Here is a 21,644-nt window from a genome sequence, read left to right as displayed (position 1 = left end):
TATTCAGCGAATATACAGATAAAATATCAACGTATGAATACTGTGTTTAAGTTTTTTTACAAGGTGTGGATGGATGCAAAAAGAACAGGTAGAGAATCAAGATGTACTGATAAGTACACAAGATAGGGTGAGTTCGGTCGCGTGGACTGCAAAAGATACAACATGGATGTTGAGTTTATTTGGCACAGCTGTCGGCGCTGGGATTTTATTTTTACCGATAAATGCTGGAATGGGGGGCTTTTGGCCTCTATTATTAATGGCAATTTTAATTGGTCCTATGACTTATCTAGCCCACCGTGGTTTATCGCGTTTTGTTTGTTCATCGACTAAAAAAAACAGTGATATTACAGAAGTTGTGACTGAGCATTTTGGCGACGGAGCGGGAAGGGCTATCACGTTACTTTATTTTTTGGCTATTTATCCTATTGTGCTAATTTATGCAGTGGGGATCACAAATACGGTCGATAGTTTTATGGTCCATCAATTGGGCTTTAGTTCACCACCTCGATGGTTGCTATCAGGTACACTTATTGTGGGCATGATGTCTGTGATGATGGCGGGTGAGCAATTTATGTTGAAGGTCACTCAGCTGCTTGTTTATCCCTTAGTGGCTATATTAGCGTTTATGTCTCTTTATCTTATTCCTGATTGGAAGCTTGATGCTCTGATGAGCGTGCCTTCGACAGGAGACTTTTTGAGTACCGTTTGGTTAACAATTCCAGTATTGATTTTTGCATTTAATCACTCACCTGCTATTTCGCAATTTTCGGTGTCCTTAAAGCGCGATCATGGAGAGCATGCGGCGAATAAAGCTGATGTGATTTTACGTAATACCACCTTGATGTTGGTGGGATTTGTTATGTTGTTTGTTTTTTCTTGCGTGCTGTCATTGTCCCCAGCTCAGCTTGTGGAAGCTAAGGCGCATAATTTACCTATTCTTTCTTATTTAGCGAATATGCATCAAAGTGACTTTGTGAGCTATTTCGGCCCTATAATTGCTTTTGTGGCTATTATATCATCTTTTTTTGGTCATTATATGGGAGCAAGAGAAGGGTTAAAAGGATTGATTACAAAACAAATGAAATTGGATGCTTCAACAGTGGCGACACCAAAAATTGATAAATTTATTATTGGTTTTATGTTTTTGACCTGTTGGGGGGTGGCTATCCTTAATCCGAGCATTCTGGGGATGATAGAATCTTTGGGTGGGCCAGTGATTGCGGCTATTTTATATTTAATGCCTATGTATGCTATTTATAAGGTTCCCGCCTTAAAAGCTTACAGGGGACGTCTGAGTAATCTGTTTGTTATATTGGCTGGTTTACTTTCTATTACGGCTATTTTATTAGGTTTATTTTAATTCAGTTTCATTTAATTAAGCCATATGCGCCCATGTCGTAATGGCTTAATTATCACATTGATTGCTTATTTATAAGAATGGAAAAGTGATTTCTACTGGCATCAATAAATCTTCCTTCTATATTCTATTATTTCCGCTTTAATTAATCCTTACTGTCAACAATCAGCATTCTATCGACATAAGCACTAAACTCAACTAGTACAAAAGAGCTAGTCCCAATGGGTTATTTTTTTATAAGGGAGTGTTATTTATCGATAATTTGAGGTTCACTGGTCTTAAGGAATGTTCAATTACCCTTGGCTTATCATCAATTTTAAAAGTAATTCACAGGGATGTTGGAGGGGGAATGACGAAGATAATCACTCTATTATTATGTTTTTTTTTAGCTTTGCCAGTATTGGCAGCTGACGATGATATTGAGATCAGTGGGTTAGTCATAGACAGAACATTGACTCGATTTGGTAAAGATTTTAATTTTTATTATTCGAGTTATTGGCGCAGTTTACCTTTTACGCAAGGTTTTAATGTGACGCTTTATGAAACTGTATTTCCTCAGGCGGGCACTGAATTAACGCTAGAACTTAATGGCGAGAAAATTTATGTGACTCATTTCGGACGTCGAGCAAACCCCATTAAAGAAAGAGCTGAGCAAGCAATTTTATTGACAATTGATCATATTGCTCGAGTCAGAGCGGGTGCTATTGCGGGTGAATTGTCGACAGTCAATGATGGTTTTTAGGAATGAGAATAATGAACAATAGGATGTTAATGCTCGCGACAGCGGCATGCTTTTCAAGTACAGCTTTACACGCAACAGAGTTAGTTTATACCCCGTTAAACCCAAGTTTTGGTGGTAACCCTCTTATTGGCTCTTATTTATTAAACAAAGCTAATGCACAAAATGATCATACCGAACAAGGGAGTGATGATGATTTTGTTACCCGTTTTCAAGAGTCGTTAGAACGGAATATGATCAGTGAAATTACACGAGGTGTGACGAATGGGGAAATAGAAAATGGCACCTTTACATCGGGTGATTATTTAATTGATATTGTTTCTTTAGGTGGTGATACCGTTATCACCATTACAAATGTATTAGATCCGACAGAAGTGACTATTATCAGAATGTCGGATTTTGGGTAAATAATAATGAAAAAAATACTTCCCTTTATCGGTTTACTTTGTTTATCTGGATGCAGTTTATTTCCAAAGCCAATATTAAGTGTGACACCCGCTGAGCTTAATACTGTTAGTGATACAATGAAAACATTACAGAGCCAGCCTAAGCCTAAATACCCTATACCTGTTGCTGTGTATTCTTTTCGTGATCAAACGGGTCAATATAAGCCGCAACAAAATGTGAGTTCGTTTTCAACTGCGGTCACTCAGGGAGCGACCTCTATGTTGGTGCAAACCTTGCTGGATTCAAAATGGTTTTCACCTGTTGAACGTGAAGGATTGCAAAATTTACTAACAGAAAGAAAAATCATTAAGAAACAAGTGGTCAAATCTAAACCGGCTGAAGTACCTCATTTAACTGATGCTCGATTATTGCTTGAAGGTGGGATTATCAGTTACGAAACAAACATCAGTACTGGTGGGGCTGGTGTAGAATATTACGGTATTGGTGCATCAGAGTTATATCGTGAAGATCAAATTACCATTTATCTCAGAGCTGTGGATGTTCATACCGGTAAGGTGATGATGTCAGTATCGACGACAAAACGTGTTTATTCTCAGGAAATGCGTGCAGGCCTTTTTCGATATACGAGTCTTAATCGTCTAGCCGAAGCAGAAATAGGTTACACAACCAATGAGCCGGTGCAATTTTGTGTTTTACAGGCGATAGAATTAGCTGTCGTTGAGTTAATTGAACAAGGTACTGAATTAGGTTATTGGAGTCCATCAAACAACACAACTCAAGGTGATACTCAAAAAATTACCGCCTCTTAAGTCTGATTTTTAATTATACATAATGTTAACTTTTCAGTGAAGAAACTGTGTCTAATCTCGGTTTCTTCTCATTTTCCCTTCGACGTAACATTTATTTTATTCTCTTTAGGTCTTCATATTCATGGTAAAATCTTGGGAAAGTTATTTTTCAAAGATTTTTTGTTGGATTTATTCTTTTTATCTTTGTTTGATAGATATTGAAGACTTTACTAGTAATTTATTGCTAAATGTTATATTAATGTTGTGTCTAGGTCGTTTGAGGCGAGCTAATTTCTATTATTAAGCGAGATCAAACACTGATCAATCAGGAGGTGAGTTTGATCAGACGTAAACTTTCAGGGAGAACAATCCTATGGGTAAAATCGATGAGTTAGTGTTTATTCATCAATTGGCTGCGCCATGTCATTTGGCTATATTGGCCGAATCAATTGGTTTTAAAACGCGGGTCGTCAAACAAGTTTCTGAATTATCTGCAGAGAATGCCGGTCAAGGCTTCTGTCTTATTTCGCAAAAAGGGGCCGCGATGGACAGTAAAGGTATTCCTTTATTGGCTTCGCAATTAGTCTCTCAATATCCTGTTGCTTTATACCAAGTTGAGAGAGGAACGATTGAAGCTGAGTCTGCATTGCTATTAGGGATCAAAGGTATTTTGTATGCCGATCAAGGCATGGACTTATTATTAAGTGCATTGAGGAAAATGCTAGAAGGTGAACTTTGGTTTGATAGAGTATTATTGAGTCAAACATTTAGTCAACTGATACGGCGGTTAGATGGCGGGCAAAATGCGCTACAAGATACGGTTGTCATGCTGCAAATGCTGACAAGTCGAGAAAGAACGATTATTCATCTGGTATCGAGTGGAGCGAGGAATAAAGAAATTGCTCATCGATTATGCATTAGTGAGCATACAGTAAAAGCACATATTTCATCTATTTTTAGAAAAACTCAGTCTCGAAATCGAGTGGAGTTACTTCGTTGGGCCCAATCTCATCAAAGTCAGTTTGAATTGAATGTGAGTTAAAGGTTTTGTAGTCTATTCAATATTATCTGTGTCGTGCTTGGGGCTGAATAATCAACCTCAAGGCGGCGGCGTTTTTATTTTTGGCTCTCATTTCTCATCGATTTTCATGGTCACTATTTTTCCCTATCCTCACTTAATTCTTGGGCGCAGGGGCAACAGGCTGTACAATAGCGGTTGCACAATGCGCTATAAAGAATGTTGCTAGATTAAATCCTGTGGTTTTCATTTCAAGATTAATTGATGTGATTTTAATAAATCATTGTAATATTCATTAAATTTTTTGTTTTTAAGCTTGTATTAAATCATGCTTTGCATGTTTGCTGTATTTTGGAGAGTCAATGTCACAACAAAGTGCCTTCAAGGCCAAAGCCCCCATTCGTGATTTACAAATGGATGCATTAAAGATGCCCCCTCATTCGATTGAAGCTGAGCAATCTGTATTGGGTGGGCTCATGCTTGATGCTGATGCGTGGGATAAAGTGGCTGAGGCAATAGTAAAAGAAGATTTTTATTCACGTGCCCATGGAATGATTTTTGGGGCGATGGAATCTTTAGTTGGTTCTGGTCAACCAATTGATTTAATTACTGTTGCTGAACAGCTTGAGCTTGAGGATTTGTTAGAGGATGTTGGCGGATTTGCTTATATCGGCGAAATTGCAAAAAATACACCCAGTGCAGGTAACATCCATTCCTATGCCGATATTGTCCGAGAAAGAGCCGTAGTTAGGGATATGATTAAAGTGGCGAATGAGATTGCGGATGCTGGGTTTAACCCAGAAGGTCGTAATTCAGGAGAGTTGCTTGATCTGGCTGAGACGAAGGTTTTCAAAATTGCTGAACAAAGAACAAATGCTAATGAAGGACCTGAAGGCATTAAAACCATTTTAGAGAAAACGGTTGATAAGATTGAACAGTTATACAATAACCCCACTAATGGTGTTACAGGGGTTTCTAGTGGTTTCGGTGATTTAGACGGAATGACCGCAGGTTTTCAGTCTGGGGATCTTGTTATTGTTGCTGCGCGTCCTTCGATGGGTAAAACCACTTTTGCCATGAATTTGTGTGAACAAGCTGCATTGCATGAAGATAAACCTGTCTTAATTTTTAGCTTAGAGATGCCCTCGGAACAAATTATGATGCGTATGTTGGCATCTCTTGGGCGAGTGGATCAAACAAAAATTCGTACGGGTCAGTTAGATGATGACGATTGGGCTAGAGTGTCATCTACTATGGGGATTATGCTTGAACAAGGTAAAATGTATATTGATGATGGTTCAGGCTTAACGCCTACAGAGGTGAGAAGTCGTGCAAGGCGTATTGCCAGAGAATACGGTGGTTTGTCCATGATCATGATAGATTACTTGCAATTAATGCAAGTACCGGCTTTGAAGGATAATCGTACGCTAGAGATTTCTGAGATTTCTCGCTCATTAAAAGCATTAGCAAAAGAGCTGGAAATTCCTGTTGTCGCACTGTCTCAGCTTAACCGTTCATTGGAGCAACGAGCAGATAAGCGTCCAGTGAATTCCGATTTGCGTGAATCAGGTGCTATCGAGCAAGATGCTGATTTGATTATGTTTATTTACCGTGATGAAGTTTATAATGATGATTCTGAAGACAAAGGCACTGCCGAGATTATTATTGGTAAACAACGTAATGGACCCATTGGGCGCGTACGTTTAACATTCCAAGGGCAATTTTCAAGATTTGATAATTATGCTGGCCCACAATTTGAAGAAGATTAATTTTTTACTTTCATTCAATGTTCATGCATGTGTATTAAATTAGAGTTTAGCGCTCATTGACAATAAAATATAAAATTTAGGTGATTGTTTGAAACCATTTCCTCGTGCTGAGATTAGTCGTTCTGCATTACAACATAATATGAAAAGGTTGCGAGAAATCGCACCTAATAGTCAAGTGATGGCCGTTGTTAAAGCCAATGGGTACGGGCATGGGTTGCTGAATGTAGCGAGTTGCTTAGAAACGGCGGATGGTTTTGGGCTTGCACGTCTTGAAGAGGCGTTGATATTGCGTTCTGGTGGCGTGAAAGCAAAATTATTATTATTGGAAGGTGTATTTCGAACAGATGACCTTTATCAATTAGTTGAACATGATATTGAAACGGTAGTACATCATAGCTCTCAATTAGAGATGTTAGAACAAACGAGCCTTTCTACTCCTGTTAATGTGTGGTTAAAAATTGATTCTGGTATGCATCGATTAGGCTTCACACCTGAAGAATTTCATTCAATGTATGAGCGTTTAATGCGATGTGAAAATGTCGCTAAACCCATTCATTTAATGACGCACTTTGCTTGCGCTGATGAGCCAAATAATCCGATGACATCGGCTCAGCTTGAAGTATTCTCTGGTTTGACACGAGATTTACCTGGTCATCATTCATTAGCAAACTCAGCTGGAACGCTTTATTGGAAAGAAACGCAAGCTGATTGGGTACGAGCCGGTATAGCTTTATATGGTGTTTCACCGGTTAATGAGGATTTAGGTCGCGATCATGGATTGCTTCCAGCGATGGATTTAGTGTCAAGACTGATTGCTGTTCGCGATCATAAAGCAGGCGAACCAGTAGGCTATGGCAGTTATTGGCAGGCTAAGCAAGATACACGGTTAGGGATTGTGGCAATAGGCTATGGTGATGGTTATCCTCGAAATGCCCCTGAGGGGACGCCTGTTTGGGTTAATGGCCGATTAGTACCTATAGTTGGTCGAGTCTCAATGGATATGTTAAGCGTGGACTTAGGCGTTGATGCGAGCGATAAGGTGGGTGATGAAGCGATGCTTTGGGGGAGCAAATTACCCGTTGAAGTTGTCGCAGAACATATTGGTACGATAGCTTATGAACTGGTGACTAAATTGACACCAAGAGTGGCTGTGTGTTTAGGTTAAAGGCTTTTTAAGTTCTGATGTTTTATAGCAAAATCACTCTAACGCACGCATCTTTAAGTGATTTTTGGGGAAAGGAGTCATTGTTTGACTCCTTTTTTCTATATTATGGTTTGATTATTTTTATTTGATGTCGAGGGGAATAATACCAATCTAAGTCAATAAGTGATCATTTAGTGGGAATGAAAAATACAGTAGGTAAGGTTATAAATTGTTACTGCTTTAACAGACATTTTCACCATTCATGGCGGTCACGGCTGTTTGACGCTAGTAGCAATTTTAAATAGAACACCAGGTTACTTAGATTGGTGTGATTTCATGTTGAATAAGATAATCAATTCCCCCTTTAATGGCCGCTACTTGTGCTTGAATGCATATTGCATCTGTTACACGAGGGCTATCAGGATAAACCTCTGTGGTGGAGGTATATTTAGCCTTGGTCATCCCGCTGCATAGACCCAATGCTTGAGTGGGATAATTAATTACTCCCCATTGAGATATCGGTTCGCCGATGAGCTTGTTTTCTTCATCAGCAGGAGCAATATGAGTCACTTTTTGTACCGCGTTAATGATTGCTTGTTGAAATGCATCTTGAGGGTTATCACTGTTTCCGACTAAATAGAAACCATCTGGAATATTCCAGGTTTTTTGTGGTTTTGCATCTCTTGCTGCTAACGCGGGCCTAAACACACTGTTGTCTGTGTCTGTGGTTTCATGTAAATCAATATGCATGAATATTGTGTGGTTAATCTCCCTTAGGTATTGGATTAATAAACGGGATTCTTCAGCGTCGTGATTAATGCCGTTTACTTGTGCTTGAGAATAGAATGACCGATTAGGATCGACTGCAAAAGGGTTCCATCGATTGATGGTTTCATAGCCCCATGGGCTGATACAAGGTACAACAATGATATTAAATATATTGCTGTAATGGAGTGATTCTTGTTTTAGAAAGGCAAGCGCACCCTGCACCCCACTGGTTTCATAGCCGTGAACGCCTCCAGTGATGAGTAATGTGGGTTTATCTTTATGCCAATTTGATGTGGTTACCACGTAGAGAGGATAACGAGCTGGATCATAGGATAATGCCCCATATTGTTTGACCGTAAATAGCTCGCTCAATATCTTGATTTTAGCTACCACTTCGTCTTGGTATGAGCGCTGAATTGTTTGAGCCGCTAACCAAGCGTTTTTTTCTTTTAATCCCCATTCTAATGATAAGGTATTCATTTGCTGTTTATCCTATTTAATGGCATTGAGTAGGTCTGTCGTTACTTCTCGTATAACCTTGTTATTGTGTTTTGCATTAATATGGTCTTGTACATAATAAATACTGAGTATTAAAGGAGCACTGTTTGACGGCCAGATGACAGCAATATCATTAGTGGCGCCAAAACTGCCACTACCTGTTTTATCACCGACAATCCAAGTTGTTGGAGCAGAAGCACGAATTTTAGTGTCTCCCGTTGTGTTTTGAATAAGCCAACCTTTTAGTTTTTCTCTTTGCGGTTTTTGTAGTGCACTACCAATGACTAACTTTTTAAGACTTAATGACATAGCTTGAGGCGTTGTTGTGTCATGGCTTTCTCCTGGGTAGACAAGGTTGAGTTTAGGCTCCCAGCGAGTGAGATTAAAGTATTCATCATTAATACTGCGGGCAAAGGCGGTAACTTTATTCGGTCCACCAAGCTGCTCTATTAGCAGATTAACGGCGGTATTATCACTATATTTGAGCGCTGCGGCGCATAAAGCCTCTACGGTCATGCCCGTTTGAATATGCTTTGAAGTAATGGGGGCGTAGCCCGAGTTATTGACTTGCTGTCTGGTATAAGCAATTTTTTTATTTAATAAGCGAGTATCTGACTCACTTTTTTTTAAGATAGCGGCAACTGCCATGACTTTAAAGGTACTGGCAAAAGGAAAGCGCTCATTTTCGCGATAATAAATTGTACTATTATCTCGAAGGTTAATGAATGATATGCCTATGCGACCACCATATTGCTTTTCAAGAGCTGAGAATTTTTTTATCAGTTGAGATTCAATAGTCGATGGTGATAATTGCGCATTGGAAGACTTCATTATTGACGCTGTGATGGCATATGACATGAAGGGAGTCATTGGGAGGAGCAAGAGACTCACCCAATAGCGTGTAATGATTTTTTTTAATTGCATGACGAAGCCAAGTAAGAAAGGTAAACCTATTAGAGCATATTTTTAATCCATTATACATTAGGGAAAAATGGCAATATGAATATGAAAAGTGTCATTAAAATGATTGTAACTCAATTAAATGGCACCTTAATGGGATCGTCATTTTCCGTGTTAGAGGAGATAAGCTAGCGTATTAACGCCCATACAAGGGCAAAGATCATTAATATGGCGAATAAAATCCTTAATATTCTAGCCTGACGTGGATGTTGAAAGAGTGGACGTAACAAGCCACCAAAACATAGCCATAATGTATCGACAATGGCTGCAACGGCTAAGCATATAATACCAGTGGCAATGTAGGAATGTATCTCACTGGTTAACGGTAAAATAAATTGAGAGAAAATAGCTAAAAAAGCTGCGTAAGCTTTAGGGTTTAATAAGTTGAGAATAAAGCCATCTTTTAATAACGGCGCGTTGACTGAGGATGCATTTACATTGGGGCTGACTGGGGCTGTCGCAATTTTAAAGGCGATATAGACAAGATAGGCAGCACCTAAGAGTTGTACCGTGATTTGTAACTCAGGCCAATGAGCAAAGAGGGAGGCCAATCCCATGGTTGTGCCTACAATGGCCACGGATAAACCAAGTAAGATACCGCATAAAAATGGTGTGCCTTTTTTTATACCATGTGTCGCACCTGTTGCGGCAAGAGCGAGTGGAGCAGGGCCTGGTGATCCCAGTAATAGGGCGGTGGTGGTGATCAGGGTAATAACAGCTTCAATCAAAATCTGACTCCTTGATATGATGTATTGAATATTATGATCTATCAGATAATAATAAATTAAAACAATATATTAACATAGAAGGAGAAAGGTTGGTCAAAATAAATGCAAAGCGAATGTGTTGAAAGGAAGCGTTGCCGGTTATTGAATTGGCGCGGCAGCGGTGGGGATTGATAAGAATAAATAGCTGTGATCTGAAGTTGTCTGACTATTAGGAAGTTTTGCTTTTGAATGACAACCAATGCAGCTACTCGTGTTTTGTATATAGCTTTCCATGGTGATATTGGCTGCGAGTTTTGGGATTGGTTTTCCTTGAGGATCATGAGGGTGTTGGGGCTGTGAAGGGCGTTGGGTGACGATTAATTGATAGTTTTCTAATACCGTATCATTAACAGGATTATTTTCGTGTTGGTATTGGTTGACTTCATTTGTCATTTCATGGATAGGCGTGACTCGGTCAAGGGGGGTTGGGGTATTAAAGCTGATATTTTCTTTTGGTTGACATAAGGCTGATTCATTGAGGGATGAAAAGACAGTACTTGGTTTATTAAGAATAGGGCGTTCAATCCATAAACATGGAGATTGATTAACCTTGCTTGAAGGAGTGTGAATATTGTAATAGTGATATTGAATGCTAGGCTTTGGTTGATTAACGACTGTGTTATTCTCTACTATTTGGATCGGTACGTTATCTATATGCTCAAAAGTAGACCAAATCCATTGAGGATACCCTGATGCCTTAGTGGCAATGTGTAAGCCCACTAGTCCCAGCGTGACATTCTTTATTTGAGTTGTTTTTTGTCCAAGTGAATCAAACTCTTGTATATCTGCTTGTTTAGTAATATAGCGATTTAAGTCATCATTTATCAGATTTAATGGTCGCCAACTTGCTTTAATGTGAGTGGATGAATTGGGGAAATGGATTTTTCTTGTGTGGGCGAGTTGATGACTATCATATAATTTGTTTTCAACAATATAGTTGAATGAGGTTTGATTGATGAATATTTCATAATAAGTGGGGTGACCTTGCTGATCAATTAGCCATCCTCCGATTTGCTGTAATTCAGCTAAGTTGGCTGCTTGAGCAGTGACTTTCGTTAACTGAGATAAGGTCAAAGGTGCTTCCCCCCCCCATTTGGGGGGTGTTTGTTGCGTATTATCAAATAGTGCTTTGATGTTTTTATAGTTTTGCCAGACGCTTTGTTGTTTATCCTTAAGGGATAAAGTGCAATCGGGTTGCCCTGTAAGTTTTGATTTTGATGGCCAATTCAGGGCAATGAATAATTGCCAACTGTATTGATTGAAATCCGTTATTGTCCCAGTAATATGAGGGGCATTACTTGGAAATTGACAATGAGAATGTGAGCTTGTGAGTATAGAGTGGCGAGGAGAGAAAATGAGTGAAAACACGCAAACAACAATAATGACAAGCGCTAAATAAACAATAATTTTATTCATGAGGTTTCCTTTCTATTTTGTGACTTCTTAAGGGGGATAAAATTGTGATAAACAATGTTATCTATATGGAAAGTCAATTAATGTACGACTTTATTATGAAAACAATGACAGTGTAACAGTGTGTTTTTAATTGAATTCAACGGTTAAAATATCTTATTGTTTAAATATCACCATTAATTTTTTTCAGATTTTATTTGATCCCAACCAGAGCCAGCAGGCAGTATTTTTAATTGATTATTGTTGGTTTTGAGTAAATTTGAATAATTAAAAAGTTGGCATGGTTTCGGTACTGCTGGGCACATTCTTGATACACGTTCCCAAGTATGTGCTGGATTGGGTTTTTCGACTCTAAAACTGGTGTAATTTTGACTGACTATTGGGGCATTGGCCGTATTATAGTCTCCAGAGAAAAAGAATGAATGGGGATGTTGATACCCAGGTGTATTAAATGCATCTGGTGAGACTGCTTTATGGAAGGCAAAACCAAACAGTACTTGGCCATGTAAGGTTAATTGTTGTCGAGAATAGGCCAAAATAGAGTGATTAAGGTGTTTACTACGAAGAAAATCATAGTTTAGGTATTTGACAAAATCGGGTCGCATTGCATGGTGGTATGGGGAGAATAAGCAACAGGTTGGCATTAATTGGGGCCTGTTATGCGGATAGGTAATAAAATACGTTTTATTGCCTAATGAAATGATGCTACAAGTATAGTTATTATTTTCAATAGGAAAAATCGGTAGGCAATAGTTATCATAGTGGGTCATCATGGCACCGATACCATCACCGTGCAGGGGTAAATAGTTGGCGTCATAAAAGGTGGTTCCATAGGAAACAGTGTAATCTTCAGGTTGTAACGTCGAAGGTGGATTTGTGTAAGGAGGGGGATTGTCTTTATAGTTTTGCTTTACTCTGAACATAATCCAGTCGCTTATCCACTCTAAAGGTAAAATAGGATTATTGGGGGCATTTCTGGCTCGAGGTGCTAAACAAAAACCATTTTGCTCATTACAACCGAGGTCATTATGTACGCCATAAGTTTCATATGTGTTGGTTGTTTTATTTTTGCCTGTTTTATCTTGGTTTATTGGTGTGTTTGCTAACGTAGCCGCACAGAAAAAGAATAAAAAATATAATAACAATGAATTATCTTTTAATAAAAGAGGTGAAAAAAAAGTGGTGAGATGGATTGGTGGCATACTCGCTTCCTTCTTTTCTGTCAAAATAGCGGGGCTTTCATAATGATTTTATATTATGTTTTACACTGGTTGTTTTATTTATATTAGCTTCTGATGTTGTATTTGGTAGGGCATTATGGTGAAAAAGAATCGATATCACATGGATAATATATTTAGTGACATAAATTACGAGACCTCAATCGGCTCAGATTATCCTTAATCTCATTCAATTTTTGAACGAATTTGGCATATGTATAATATGCGTTAGCCTGATTGTGGTACTGGTTTATAGAGTAAAAACTATGCAGGAATTCCCTCTAAGTAGAAGCGATTGATTAATGCTTTATCATTGACATTGAGGTGTTGGGGCTCAATAACTGACAAAATGGCTTGAGGAGGTTGACGTTTCGTTAGCAAACGTTCGCGTAATAAGTCGGCTGCTAAGATTGACAATGCAGGGTTATGTCGCTTTTTGAGATCGATTATTTGTGAAGCATCTAAATCAAGAAACAAGGTTTTAAGTACTAGCTGATTAAAGGCTTCTGTATTGAAGTATCTTGCAGGCCAAGGATGGTTTAACGCGATAGCAGCAAATAAAGGTGGATAGTTAGAATTGCTAAGTTCGATAAACTGCTGTACCAACTTTCCTTCTGTATCTGCGAGATGTAATCCTCTGGTAATCGCAATAGCCTCTATGTCATCGGCAAAATGAAAGCATAAAGCACATAATTCTTTTCTTTGGAGCTCATGGCAGCATGATAATGTGTGTGTAAAGAGCAGAAAGCGTGCGAGTTGATCGCATTCCCAACTTGTTGTTTTATAATTTATGATTGTATTATCTAGATAATGAGAGGTGTTATTACTTGCCTCACTCCACAATTTAGCCAGTTGCTTAGGGGTGTTGTTTGGTAGTGTGGCTTGTATTAGTCCTATCACACTATAAAACCAGTCGATTTGTTCTTGATTGACAGTGTCAGTAAATAATTGTGTTAATTGTTTTATTGCTTTCTTGTCAGATGAAACCATCGTAGCTCCTTGCGTTGTTGTGTTTTTTTACGGTCATTATTCGACTTCATTTTCAAATAATATGGTTTAATTATAATAAGGTTAAGTATTATGCAATGTCTCGTATTGTATGAAGAGAGCGGTTAGCTCCCTTCCTTCCTTGTAATTGATTTAAGCGACAATCGCTTGTTTTGGGATAACATGTTTCTTTGTTAGTTCATCGTTATATAAAGTATTTATGGCTTTTTCCATGATGTGCGATTCAATGCCTTGAATCGTCTTACTGTATCCAATTGCCGTTAATAAAGGGACCGGTAAGTCCGCGTAAGTCTTCTCTTTTAGGTTTGCTATCAATTGATTTTGCAGCTTTCCCTTTAATTCTTCATGCCATAGTTTTATATCTAACTTATCGAATAGTTTGACCACTCTTTGGGCGTATTCTTGATTAAGTAAACCAATTTGGCTTGAATAAAAGGCGTTCAAAACAAGGCTTATTGCCATTATTTCAGCATGTTCTAATGGGAGGTTGAGCTTGCTAGATAATAATTGATGACTCCATTGTCCGTATTCGAGTTGGCTGGTACTTTCTTGATGATAAAAATGTAAACTACTGCTTAAATGCTGTTGTTTTAATTGAGTGCAACGAGAAATGGCATATTGCATTTCGTTTGGCTGGCTAAGCCGTAAAGCATCGGCATTAATTTCAATCCAATTAAAAAATTGCGCATCTTTGAGTAATGCCATTTTGACAATGAATACCAGCCCTTGTTGTGTTTGCTGGGTTATGGAAGACAACAATTTGAAGTCATTGAAGATAGCTAAAGGGGGGCAATAGTATTTGCTATTATCTCTTTTTGATCCGCCTTGTAATGAGCTGTCTTCAATAATGCTAGTGTATGCTTGGGAGGACAGGGTTGATGGCATGAAAATAATGGGTACCTTAGAGCAAAGGCTATTAAGAGTGACAGATATTCCCTGAAAAAAATATTCTGTGCCAATCACAATGAAATGCGTATTTCTGTTTAATTTATTTTCCGCAAAAAGCGACTTGATTGCTTCAATCTTGTCTGTCGAATTAATGCTGGTAATCACTGGCTCACACATTAAGCTTAAGTGTATGTTAAAATTGAAAAACTTTTGTATTTCAATCGGTAAATAAGGTTTTCTTTGAGTGGTTTCTTGATCAATAATACAAACGAAAGTATTACTCTTTTGCTGAATATATAGGGTATTTAAAAAAGCCAATAAAGGAGAGGAAATGCTGGAATGAGTAGACCATACATTTGTTGTTGTAAAAATAGGATGAGTTGACTTTGATGAAACAGTTGATTGCGTCAGTTTATTTCCAGTTATCGAGCTCCTTGAACGCGTTATATTAGCTGGGTGATTATTTTTTTGTTTAAAAAGAGAAGATATTAAGGAAAAAGCGCTGTGTATAAGCACTGCGATGCTTGGTAATGCGGTGCCAGCAATGATTAAAAATAAGATAGCATTGCTACTAGATGCTGATGAACCTAGTTGGTTATAGGCCAATGATAAACCAATATTACTCAGGCTGATGAGCCATATGAATTGTCGAATGGGAAGCTGTAAAATACCTGCAGTAATGACCGATATTTCTGCAAGAACGGGTATGGCTCGAAATAAAATGAGCATGATACTTGAAACGTGATCAGCACTTTTTTTTGTTTGGTAAGCAATGGGAGAAGAAGTATTGAAAATGGCTGTTATATTTTTTAGGTGGTGACCAAGCCAGTATCCTATTAAGGAGCTGGTTGTGAGTCCAAACCAAATGATGATAGGGGCTAATAAGTGATTAAAATGTTCGGTTGCAAAAAGAGAAGGCAAGCTTGCAGGTATCGGTAAAATAACATTCACGCTTAATACTAAGATTAAAAAGAGCGCTGATAAATACGATTGAGGCCTTTCTTGCTGCAGTTGAAGAAAAAAAGTTGAAATGACTTCTGTCGTACTTTGCTCTAAAAAGAGGAAAGATAAAATAACCATTAAAGTGAGGGTGGTTAAGAGGATACAAAGGTGAGCCGAACGCAGCATGTTTTTCTCCTAAGTCAATTGGCCCTTAAAATGGCTGTTCTAAATCATCTTAATGATGAACATGAGTTATAAAAGGCCGCAAAGTGGTTTCAAGTAAACTCAGTGCGACTCAATATGTAATTGCCTGTGGTATCGATTACTTCACACGTTTGAAAGTTGATATTCAATGCCCTTTATTGATATAAAATAAACAATAAAATATAAAAATCCAACATATAGCAACATAATATCTACATTCGATTAACGCAATACTTGTATTAATAAAAATGTGAATGATGTCACTTTTCTTACACTTGATAATTGAGCACATAAGCATGCCATGAAATGGATAAGTGAGTCATTTAAAATGAGGTATTACTATGATAAGTATTATAACTAATTCAATTAAATAAGATGTTTTTGGAGGGATGTAGTCTGAATGTATATTTTTAGTGATTAATATCTTTATTATGTATACATAACTGATTGAATGGCTATATTTCTTTGATTATTCGTTTTGTTGTTTGTTAACACAGATATTGAATTGGGCGTACTAAGATTACGTTATCGTTAACAAAGCATAATCCGTTTAGGGGGGATTTTAAGCTTTATGTGCGATTTAATTCTCCATGGCTGCCCTTTAATTCGCCTGATGATGTGTGACTTACATATTGACTTTTCACCCTGTATAATTCAGATAGATTTTTAATGATGACTCCGCAACAGTAGTTAAAATTCCATCGATTTTTGCTATTTTTGACTGAATATGACGCCATAACCTTAAATTGTCCTACTGAAGAAGGGGCGCTATAGAGGGCGTACATTGAAACAGGAGGACGTTACAAGCACTTACAAGTAGTTTAAGTGAAATGTAAAAAGCAGTATTTTTAAGGTAAGTAATGAAAAGTAAAGAAAAAAAGCTTGATAGGACGCTTTCCATTGCGCCCATGCTTGATTGGACTGATAAACATTATCGTTATTTTGCTCGATTAATGTCTTCTAAAGCGCTTTTGTATACTGAAATGGTGACAACAGGGGCCATCATCCATGGAAAAGGAGATTACCTTGCTTATAACGAAGAGGAGCACCCTCTGGCTTTGCAATTAGGAGGCTCAGATCCTCAAGCGTTAGCGATTTGTGCGAAAGCCGCCTTTGACAGGGGTTATGATGAAGTCAACTTAAATGTAGGCTGTCCTTCAGATAGAGTGCAAAGTGGTCGATTTGGAGCTTGCCTAATGAGTGAGCCTCAATTGGTTGCTGAGTGTGTTTCCAGTATGAAGCAGGTTGTAGATATTCCCATTACGGTAAAAACGCGTATTGGTATAGATGAGCAAGACAGTTATGCTTTCTTAACTGAATTTGTTGAAACTGTTGCTGAAGCGGGCTGTGATACCTTTATTATCCATGCACGTAAAGCTTGGCTTAATGGCTTAAGCCCAAAAGAAAACCGAGAAATTCCCCCATTAGACTATGCTCGAGTACATCAATTAAAACAAGATTTTCCAACGCTGGATCTCAGTATTAATGGCGGTATTAAAACATTAGCTGAAGCTAAGCTGCATTTACAAACATTAGATGGGGTGATGATTGGGCGAGAAGCTTATCAAAATCCTTATCTTTTAGCTGAGGTTGATCAACAGTTATGTGGAATGGAGCGTTCAATACTTAGCCGGGATCAAGTATTGGATGCTTTATTGCCTTACATAGAACGACATGTCAAACAAGGCGGCAAGCTGAATCATATTACTCGGCATATTATTGGACTCTATCAAGGTGAAATGGGGTCGCGAGTGTGGCGACGCTATTTAAGTGAAAATGCTCATAAATCAGGAGCAGGTGCTGAAGTGGTTTTACAAGCAAGAGAAAAAATGGCGCAAGTTTCTTAGCGGTTTTTGATCTTTATTTCCTTCTGTTTGCAAAAATTGACCATATGTTGGTCAATTTTGCAAAATCTATTGTTATATTCAATACTTTGATCATAAAGCCTTTCCTTTAATTTAAAATAGTACTTATATATCAATATATTACCTGTATTGGCACACAGTTTGCTTTATCAGGATAACTGTTATTAATGATTTATTGAATATTTCAATATGGAAAAGGAAGACCAGATGTTTAATTTAACTCATATTCAAACGGCTAGAAAATATTTAGTGTTATTTGTCTTATTGATGGCAATGCCTATGTCGGCTCATGCTGAATCAAGTATCGATATTGATTTATCTCATCGCGTTGGCAATACGATTACGGCGCAAATGGATGAAGCTGTTGATTCTTTAAAAGCAGAATTGTCGCTTTTAATACAGTTGCAAATGTCTGAAATGTTATTTGAACATCAATTAGGGGCAATACTCGCTCCTGAACTATCAATAGGTGAAAATGATGTTAAAAGTGACAAATTGGAGCAAGAATGAGCTTTTTATATTTGAGCCTTGTTATATTATTAATGCCCATTTTGAGTTTAGCATTTTTTGCAACGATAATGAGATATTTCTTTATTAATTAATAGTATAAATTATTTATATAAATTAGGAGGGAACAAATATGCGTTCAAGCTCTGTTCATTCTTCAAACAGGGATTCAATGATTTGTGGTGTGGTAGCAAACATATCATCACGCTTTGGTTGGTCCCTTTTTTGGACTCGTATTATTAGTGCTGTTTTCATTATTCTTAATCCTGTATTTGGATTGTTGACCTATTTTTTACTGGCATGGATATTGTCTAAATAGGAGGGCGCTAGTAAGGGAAGGTGCATTTGACTTCAATAGCGGCTTCCCTTCGTTGTTTAAGCTTGTTTACGGTTTTTTTTGTTTAAAAATGCATGAAAGCGTGTTTTAGCCTCATCACTTTTTAATCGAGTACTGAACTCTTCTAATTCAGCATGCATCTGAGCACGGATAGCATCATTGTTACTTCTCATCAAACGTCGACTGGCTTGCATAGCTTGAGGCGGCATCGAGGCTAATTTTGAGGCTTGAGTAAATGCAAAGTCAAATAAGGTTTCTGACGGTAAAATCTCATTAATAATATTCAATTTATGGGCAGCCTCAGTATCAAAACTGTCTCCTAATAATAGTAATTCAGCAGCTTTTTGTGGTCCAACAATTTGAGAGAGTAGTAGACTGGATGCCGCTTCTGGAACGAGGGCTAAGTGAACAAAAGGTAATTGAAATTTTGCACTTTTATCTGCGTATACTAAATCACAATGTAGTAACAAAGTCGTACCAATTCCCACGGCAGCGCCAGCAACGGCAGCGACTATCGGTTTAGTGATGTCTAATAATGTAAAAAGAAATCGAAAAGCGGGATGCTGGGGATCAATGTCAGTGTGTTTTAAAAAATCTTTTAGATCATTTCCTGCGGTAAAACAATCGACTTGCCCTCTGATCATAAAGGCACGAATATCATTGTCTGAGTTGCCCTGAATGAGGTATTCTGTTAACTGTGTATACATCTCTAGGTCAATTGCATTACGTTTTTCTGGGCGATTCAGTATCAATACGCGCACACCATTAACATCTTTAACCTGGATTTTGCTCATACGTAATTTCCTTTATGACAATATGATAAATATAAGTTTAAATGGAGTTTAAGACATTGAAGCCAATATTCAAACACCTGTTTAATTTCGTTGTTCTGTTTAGTTTATCCTTTTCTGCTTTAGGAAAAGTAGAATTGTTAACAGGCTACGTGAGAGCCATGCCCGCAAGTGTCCCTAATTCGGCGGCTTATTTGAGTTTAAAAAATTTAGGGGAAGCGACTGATTTAGTATCAGTTAAGACTGATGCTGCAAAAGAAGCCCAATTACATCGTTTGATTGATGATAATGGCATGATAAAAATGCGGCAAGCTGATAAATTTGCTTTGCCAGAAAAAGGTCAACTTACACTATTAGAGACCGGTAATCATATTATGTTGATTGGACTCAATCAGCCTTTAGAAGTGGGGAATACTGTCGATTTGGTTTTATTGTTTGATAATGGCGAATCTTTGCCTGTGACTTTACCTATAAAAAAACAACATAGTGCAGTAGCTGCACATTCTCACCATTAACGGGAGTGCTATTTGATGAAATTCACATGGAAGAAGTTTATCGCCCTAGTGAGTGGCTTAATCATTATTGGTTATTTTGTGAGTGTTTGGTGGAGTATCGAACCTCCTGTGCTTAATCCAGATACCTATACCACCGCGAGTGAGCGTAAGGTTGTAGGGTATACCACGACATCAGCGTTAATCATGACAATGGATACTTTATTAAATAAATCAGGCGGCTGGTTATCTAATGATGTGATGCCGCCTTCTGTTTTTATGGATAACATGCCTGCATTTGAGTTTGGGGCTTTAGAACAAGCTCGAGACTTAGCTTTGGTGATGAGAAAAGAGTTTAGCCGCTCACAATCTCAATCAACAGCGGATAAAGATCTATTGGCGGCCCAATCTAAACTTAATATTGAACACACTAGTTGGCTAGTGCCAAGTGCAGAAGGTGAATATAAACAATCAGTTAAGTTGCTAAAACTCTATAGGGCTAGGCTGAAAGATCCCAATTCACCTAATGCACAGTTTTTTGCTCGTGCTGATAATCTCAATGAATGGTTAAAAGAAGTGCAAAAACGTCTAGGGAGTTTATCTCAGCGTTTGTCCGCAAGCGTAGGCCAAGAGAGGCTAAATATTGATTTGGCTGGTGATTTATCGGCAAAACAATCTACACCTAATGCCAATACAGGTATGGTGAAAACCAGTTGGTGGAAAATTGATGATGTGTTTTATGAAACTCGAGGAGCAAGTTGGGCTTTGCTCAATTTCATGAAAGCCATTGAAATAGACTTTGCTGATGTCTTAGAGAAGAAAAATGCTCGAGTCAGTTTACGGCAAATTATTCGTGAATTAGAGGAAACACAGCAAACTGTTTGGAGCCCTATTGTGCTCAATGGGTCTGGTTTTGGTATGATGGCTAATCATTCCTTAGTTATGGCCAATTATATTTCTCGTGCCAATGCGGCCGTTATTGATCTTACTAATTTATTAACTCAAGGTTAACTATGAAAAAAACGTTATTAGCGTGTGCATTATTCAGTGGTTTTATCGGCTCAAGCGCTCAAGCATCAACCTTGCTTGGTTTTAAAGCTGGAGCCGATTACTGGAGAGCTGATACTAGTGGTACGTTAGGCAGTAATGGCGGTTCACAGCAAAGTTTTAATTACAGTGATGGTTCTCAAGGGAGTATTTGGTTTGCTTTTGAACATCCCGTTCCGATTATTCCTAATATTAAAATTCGTGAAAACCGCCTTGTGAGTGATGGCAGTACCGCATCGGCTAATTTTACTTTTGACGGTGTCAATTATACTGGCGATGCCAATACTCGAACGGACTTAAGTAATACAGATTTTATTTTGTATTATGAATTACTGGATAATGACATTGTTTCATTAGATGTGGGCGGTGCGTATAAGAAAATGCATGGCTCGCTTCGAGTGAGTAATAGCACGACGAGTTCAAAAACAAATGTGAATAGCGGGATAGTCATGGGCTATGTTGATGCCATGGCCAGTGTGCCCGGTATTGGGTTATATGGTTTTACCAATATCATGGTTGGGGCCAATGAGTCTAATGTTTATGATTACTCATTGGGTTTGGGGTGGAAAATTGATGGGCTCGCGTTGGATTATAATTTACGTGTAGGTTATCGTGAGTTCATGTTTGATGTGAATGATTTTTCTGATGTGAGTACTGATCTAAAATCGAGTGGCTATTTCGCTGGAGTTGAAGTGGTATTTTAAACTTCATTATGTAT

The 21,644-nt window shown here is 38.1% G+C and carries 21 protein-coding genes; 13 read left to right on the top strand and 8 right to left on the bottom strand.

The window, feature by feature from the left end; all coding sequences use genetic code 11:
• Positions 1 to 73: 73 nt before the first annotated feature.
• From Q0976_RS04025 to alr, 7 genes are all read left to right on the top strand, one after another.
• On the top strand, positions 74 to 1,360 hold the full coding sequence (locus tag Q0976_RS04025) for an aromatic amino acid transport family protein (protein ID WP_299491238.1): 1,287 nt from the start codon (positions 74 to 76) through the stop codon (positions 1,358 to 1,360).
• A gap of 346 nt (positions 1,361 to 1,706) precedes the next feature.
• The gene (locus Q0976_RS04020; RefSeq protein WP_299491236.1) at positions 1,707 to 2,099 is read left to right on the top strand and encodes a curli production assembly/transport protein CsgE; all 393 of its coding nucleotides are present in this window, start codon (positions 1,707 to 1,709) and stop codon (positions 2,097 to 2,099) included.
• Positions 2,100 to 2,110: 11 nt separating this feature from the next.
• Entirely contained in the window at positions 2,111 to 2,503 is a 393-nt protein-coding gene (locus Q0976_RS04015; protein ID WP_299491234.1) for a curli assembly protein CsgF, read from the top strand.
• Between the two features lie 6 nt (positions 2,504 to 2,509).
• Positions 2,510 to 3,313, top strand: a complete 804-nt coding sequence (locus Q0976_RS04010; RefSeq protein ID WP_299491231.1) for a CsgG/HfaB family protein — start codon at positions 2,510 to 2,512, stop codon at positions 3,311 to 3,313.
• Positions 3,314 to 3,665: 352 nt separating this feature from the next.
• On the top strand, positions 3,666 to 4,334 hold the full coding sequence (locus Q0976_RS04005) for a response regulator transcription factor (RefSeq protein ID WP_299491229.1): 669 nt from the start codon (positions 3,666 to 3,668) through the stop codon (positions 4,332 to 4,334).
• Positions 4,335 to 4,672: 338 nt separating this feature from the next.
• Entirely contained in the window at positions 4,673 to 6,079 is a 1,407-nt protein-coding gene (dnaB, locus tag Q0976_RS04000; protein WP_299491227.1) for a replicative DNA helicase, read from the top strand.
• Positions 6,080 to 6,167: 88 nt separating this feature from the next.
• Positions 6,168 to 7,244, top strand: coding sequence for an alanine racemase (gene alr, locus Q0976_RS03995; RefSeq protein ID WP_299491225.1), 1,077 nt, complete (start codon positions 6,168 to 6,170; stop codon positions 7,242 to 7,244).
• 297 nt (positions 7,245 to 7,541) lie between these two features.
• Here the strand turns inward: alr and Q0976_RS03990 are convergent, their stop codons facing one another.
• The 7 genes from Q0976_RS03990 to Q0976_RS03960 all read right to left on the bottom strand — a co-directional run bounded on the left by Q0976_RS03990 (position 7,542) and on the right by Q0976_RS03960 (position 15,870).
• Complete coding sequence (locus Q0976_RS03990) at positions 7,542 to 8,471, bottom strand: M14 family metallocarboxypeptidase (RefSeq protein WP_299491223.1); 930 nt, start codon at positions 8,469 to 8,471, stop codon at positions 7,542 to 7,544.
• A 12-nt stretch (positions 8,472 to 8,483) separates the two neighbouring features.
• Positions 8,484 to 9,413, bottom strand: coding sequence for a class A beta-lactamase (gene bla, locus Q0976_RS03985; RefSeq protein ID WP_299491221.1), 930 nt, complete (start codon positions 9,411 to 9,413; stop codon positions 8,484 to 8,486).
• A gap of 164 nt (positions 9,414 to 9,577) precedes the next feature.
• A complete protein-coding gene (locus Q0976_RS03980) occupies positions 9,578 to 10,177 on the bottom strand; it encodes a LysE family translocator (RefSeq protein WP_299491220.1) in 600 nt (199 codons plus the stop codon).
• Positions 10,178 to 10,315: 138 nt separating this feature from the next.
• Entirely contained in the window at positions 10,316 to 11,632 is a 1,317-nt protein-coding gene (locus Q0976_RS03975; RefSeq protein WP_299491218.1) for a hypothetical protein, read from the bottom strand.
• 173 nt (positions 11,633 to 11,805) lie between these two features.
• Positions 11,806 to 12,831 (bottom strand): hypothetical protein, encoded by a 1,026-nt coding sequence (locus tag Q0976_RS03970; protein ID WP_299491216.1) that lies wholly within the window; start codon positions 12,829 to 12,831, stop codon positions 11,806 to 11,808.
• A 279-nt stretch (positions 12,832 to 13,110) separates the two neighbouring features.
• Positions 13,111 to 13,836 (bottom strand): EboA domain-containing protein, encoded by a 726-nt coding sequence (locus Q0976_RS03965; protein WP_299491214.1) that lies wholly within the window; start codon positions 13,834 to 13,836, stop codon positions 13,111 to 13,113.
• 150 nt (positions 13,837 to 13,986) lie between these two features.
• On the bottom strand, positions 13,987 to 15,870 hold the full coding sequence (locus Q0976_RS03960; protein WP_299491212.1) for a VTT domain-containing protein: 1,884 nt from the start codon (positions 15,868 to 15,870) through the stop codon (positions 13,987 to 13,989).
• Positions 15,871 to 16,748: 878 nt separating this feature from the next.
• On the opposite strand from Q0976_RS03960, the gene dusA reads away from it, so the two are divergent.
• The 3 genes from dusA (at position 16,749) to Q0976_RS03945 (ending at position 18,579) form a co-directional block, all read left to right on the top strand.
• Positions 16,749 to 17,735, top strand: a complete 987-nt coding sequence (gene dusA / locus Q0976_RS03955; protein WP_299491209.1) for a tRNA dihydrouridine(20/20a) synthase DusA — start codon at positions 16,749 to 16,751, stop codon at positions 17,733 to 17,735.
• Between the two features lie 225 nt (positions 17,736 to 17,960).
• The gene (locus tag Q0976_RS03950) at positions 17,961 to 18,263 is read left to right on the top strand and encodes a hypothetical protein (RefSeq protein ID WP_299491206.1); all 303 of its coding nucleotides are present in this window, start codon (positions 17,961 to 17,963) and stop codon (positions 18,261 to 18,263) included.
• 130 nt (positions 18,264 to 18,393) lie between these two features.
• Positions 18,394 to 18,579 (top strand): PspC domain-containing protein, encoded by a 186-nt coding sequence (locus Q0976_RS03945; RefSeq protein ID WP_299491203.1) that lies wholly within the window; start codon positions 18,394 to 18,396, stop codon positions 18,577 to 18,579.
• Between the two features lie 56 nt (positions 18,580 to 18,635).
• Here Q0976_RS03945 and Q0976_RS03940 read toward each other — a convergent pair whose 3' ends face one another.
• On the bottom strand, positions 18,636 to 19,391 hold the full coding sequence (locus tag Q0976_RS03940; RefSeq protein WP_299491200.1) for an enoyl-CoA hydratase-related protein: 756 nt from the start codon (positions 19,389 to 19,391) through the stop codon (positions 18,636 to 18,638).
• Between the two features lie 41 nt (positions 19,392 to 19,432).
• On the opposite strand from Q0976_RS03940, the gene Q0976_RS03935 reads away from it, so the two are divergent.
• Genes Q0976_RS03935 through Q0976_RS03925 form a run of 3 tightly spaced genes read left to right on the top strand, consistent with a single transcriptional unit; the run spans position 19,433 to position 21,630 of the window.
• Positions 19,433 to 19,903, top strand: coding sequence for a copper chaperone PCu(A)C (locus Q0976_RS03935; RefSeq protein WP_299491198.1), 471 nt, complete (start codon positions 19,433 to 19,435; stop codon positions 19,901 to 19,903).
• A gap of 15 nt (positions 19,904 to 19,918) precedes the next feature.
• A complete protein-coding gene (locus tag Q0976_RS03930; protein WP_299491196.1) occupies positions 19,919 to 20,890 on the top strand; it encodes a DUF2333 family protein in 972 nt (323 codons plus the stop codon).
• A 2-nt stretch (positions 20,891 to 20,892) separates the two neighbouring features.
• Positions 20,893 to 21,630 carry a TIGR04219 family outer membrane beta-barrel protein gene (locus tag Q0976_RS03925; protein ID WP_299491194.1) on the top strand — a complete coding sequence of 246 codons (738 nt, stop codon included), beginning with the start codon at positions 20,893 to 20,895 and terminating at the stop codon, positions 21,628 to 21,630.
• The last annotated feature ends 14 nt before the right edge of the window (positions 21,631 to 21,644 follow it).

It is taken from the genome of uncultured Shewanella sp. (assembly GCF_947501665.1).
Classification (GTDB): Bacteria; Pseudomonadota; Gammaproteobacteria; order Enterobacterales; family Shewanellaceae; genus Shewanella.
This window is presented reverse-complemented; position numbering and strand designations above follow the sequence as displayed.

Excerpts from the sequence above, each read along its gene's own strand:
- dusA (WP_299491209.1), top strand. The coding sequence starts at position 16,749 with ATGAAAAGTAAAGAAAAAAAGCTTGATAGGACGCTTTCCATTGCGCCC.
- Q0976_RS03960 (WP_299491212.1), bottom strand. The coding sequence starts at position 15,870 with ATGCTGCGTTCGGCTCACCTTTGTATCCTCTTAACCACCCTCACTTTA.
- dnaB (WP_299491227.1), top strand. The coding sequence starts at position 4,673 with ATGTCACAACAAAGTGCCTTCAAGGCCAAAGCCCCCATTCGTGATTTA.
- Q0976_RS03935 (WP_299491198.1), top strand. The coding sequence starts at position 19,433 with ATGGAGTTTAAGACATTGAAGCCAATATTCAAACACCTGTTTAATTTC.
- bla (WP_299491221.1), bottom strand. The coding sequence starts at position 9,413 with ATGCAATTAAAAAAAATCATTACACGCTATTGGGTGAGTCTCTTGCTC.
- Q0976_RS03970 (WP_299491216.1), bottom strand. The coding sequence starts at position 12,831 with ATGCCACCAATCCATCTCACCACTTTTTTTTCACCTCTTTTATTAAAA.
- Q0976_RS03925 (WP_299491194.1), top strand. The coding sequence starts at position 20,893 with ATGAAAAAAACGTTATTAGCGTGTGCATTATTCAGTGGTTTTATCGGC.
- Q0976_RS04015 (WP_299491234.1), top strand. The coding sequence starts at position 2,111 with ATGAACAATAGGATGTTAATGCTCGCGACAGCGGCATGCTTTTCAAGT.
- Q0976_RS03965 (WP_299491214.1), bottom strand. The coding sequence starts at position 13,836 with ATGGTTTCATCTGACAAGAAAGCAATAAAACAATTAACACAATTATTT.
- Q0976_RS04020 (WP_299491236.1), top strand. The coding sequence starts at position 1,707 with ATGACGAAGATAATCACTCTATTATTATGTTTTTTTTTAGCTTTGCCA.
- Q0976_RS03990 (WP_299491223.1), bottom strand. The coding sequence starts at position 8,471 with ATGAATACCTTATCATTAGAATGGGGATTAAAAGAAAAAAACGCTTGG.
- Q0976_RS03950 (WP_299491206.1), top strand. The coding sequence starts at position 17,961 with ATGTTTAATTTAACTCATATTCAAACGGCTAGAAAATATTTAGTGTTA.
- Q0976_RS04010 (WP_299491231.1), top strand. The coding sequence starts at position 2,510 with ATGAAAAAAATACTTCCCTTTATCGGTTTACTTTGTTTATCTGGATGC.
- Q0976_RS03975 (WP_299491218.1), bottom strand. The coding sequence starts at position 11,632 with ATGAATAAAATTATTGTTTATTTAGCGCTTGTCATTATTGTTGTTTGC.
- Q0976_RS03945 (WP_299491203.1), top strand. The coding sequence starts at position 18,394 with ATGCGTTCAAGCTCTGTTCATTCTTCAAACAGGGATTCAATGATTTGT.
- Q0976_RS04005 (WP_299491229.1), top strand. The coding sequence starts at position 3,666 with ATGGGTAAAATCGATGAGTTAGTGTTTATTCATCAATTGGCTGCGCCA.
- Q0976_RS03940 (WP_299491200.1), bottom strand. The coding sequence starts at position 19,391 with ATGAGCAAAATCCAGGTTAAAGATGTTAATGGTGTGCGCGTATTGATA.
- Q0976_RS03930 (WP_299491196.1), top strand. The coding sequence starts at position 19,919 with ATGAAATTCACATGGAAGAAGTTTATCGCCCTAGTGAGTGGCTTAATC.
- Q0976_RS04025 (WP_299491238.1), top strand. The coding sequence starts at position 74 with ATGCAAAAAGAACAGGTAGAGAATCAAGATGTACTGATAAGTACACAA.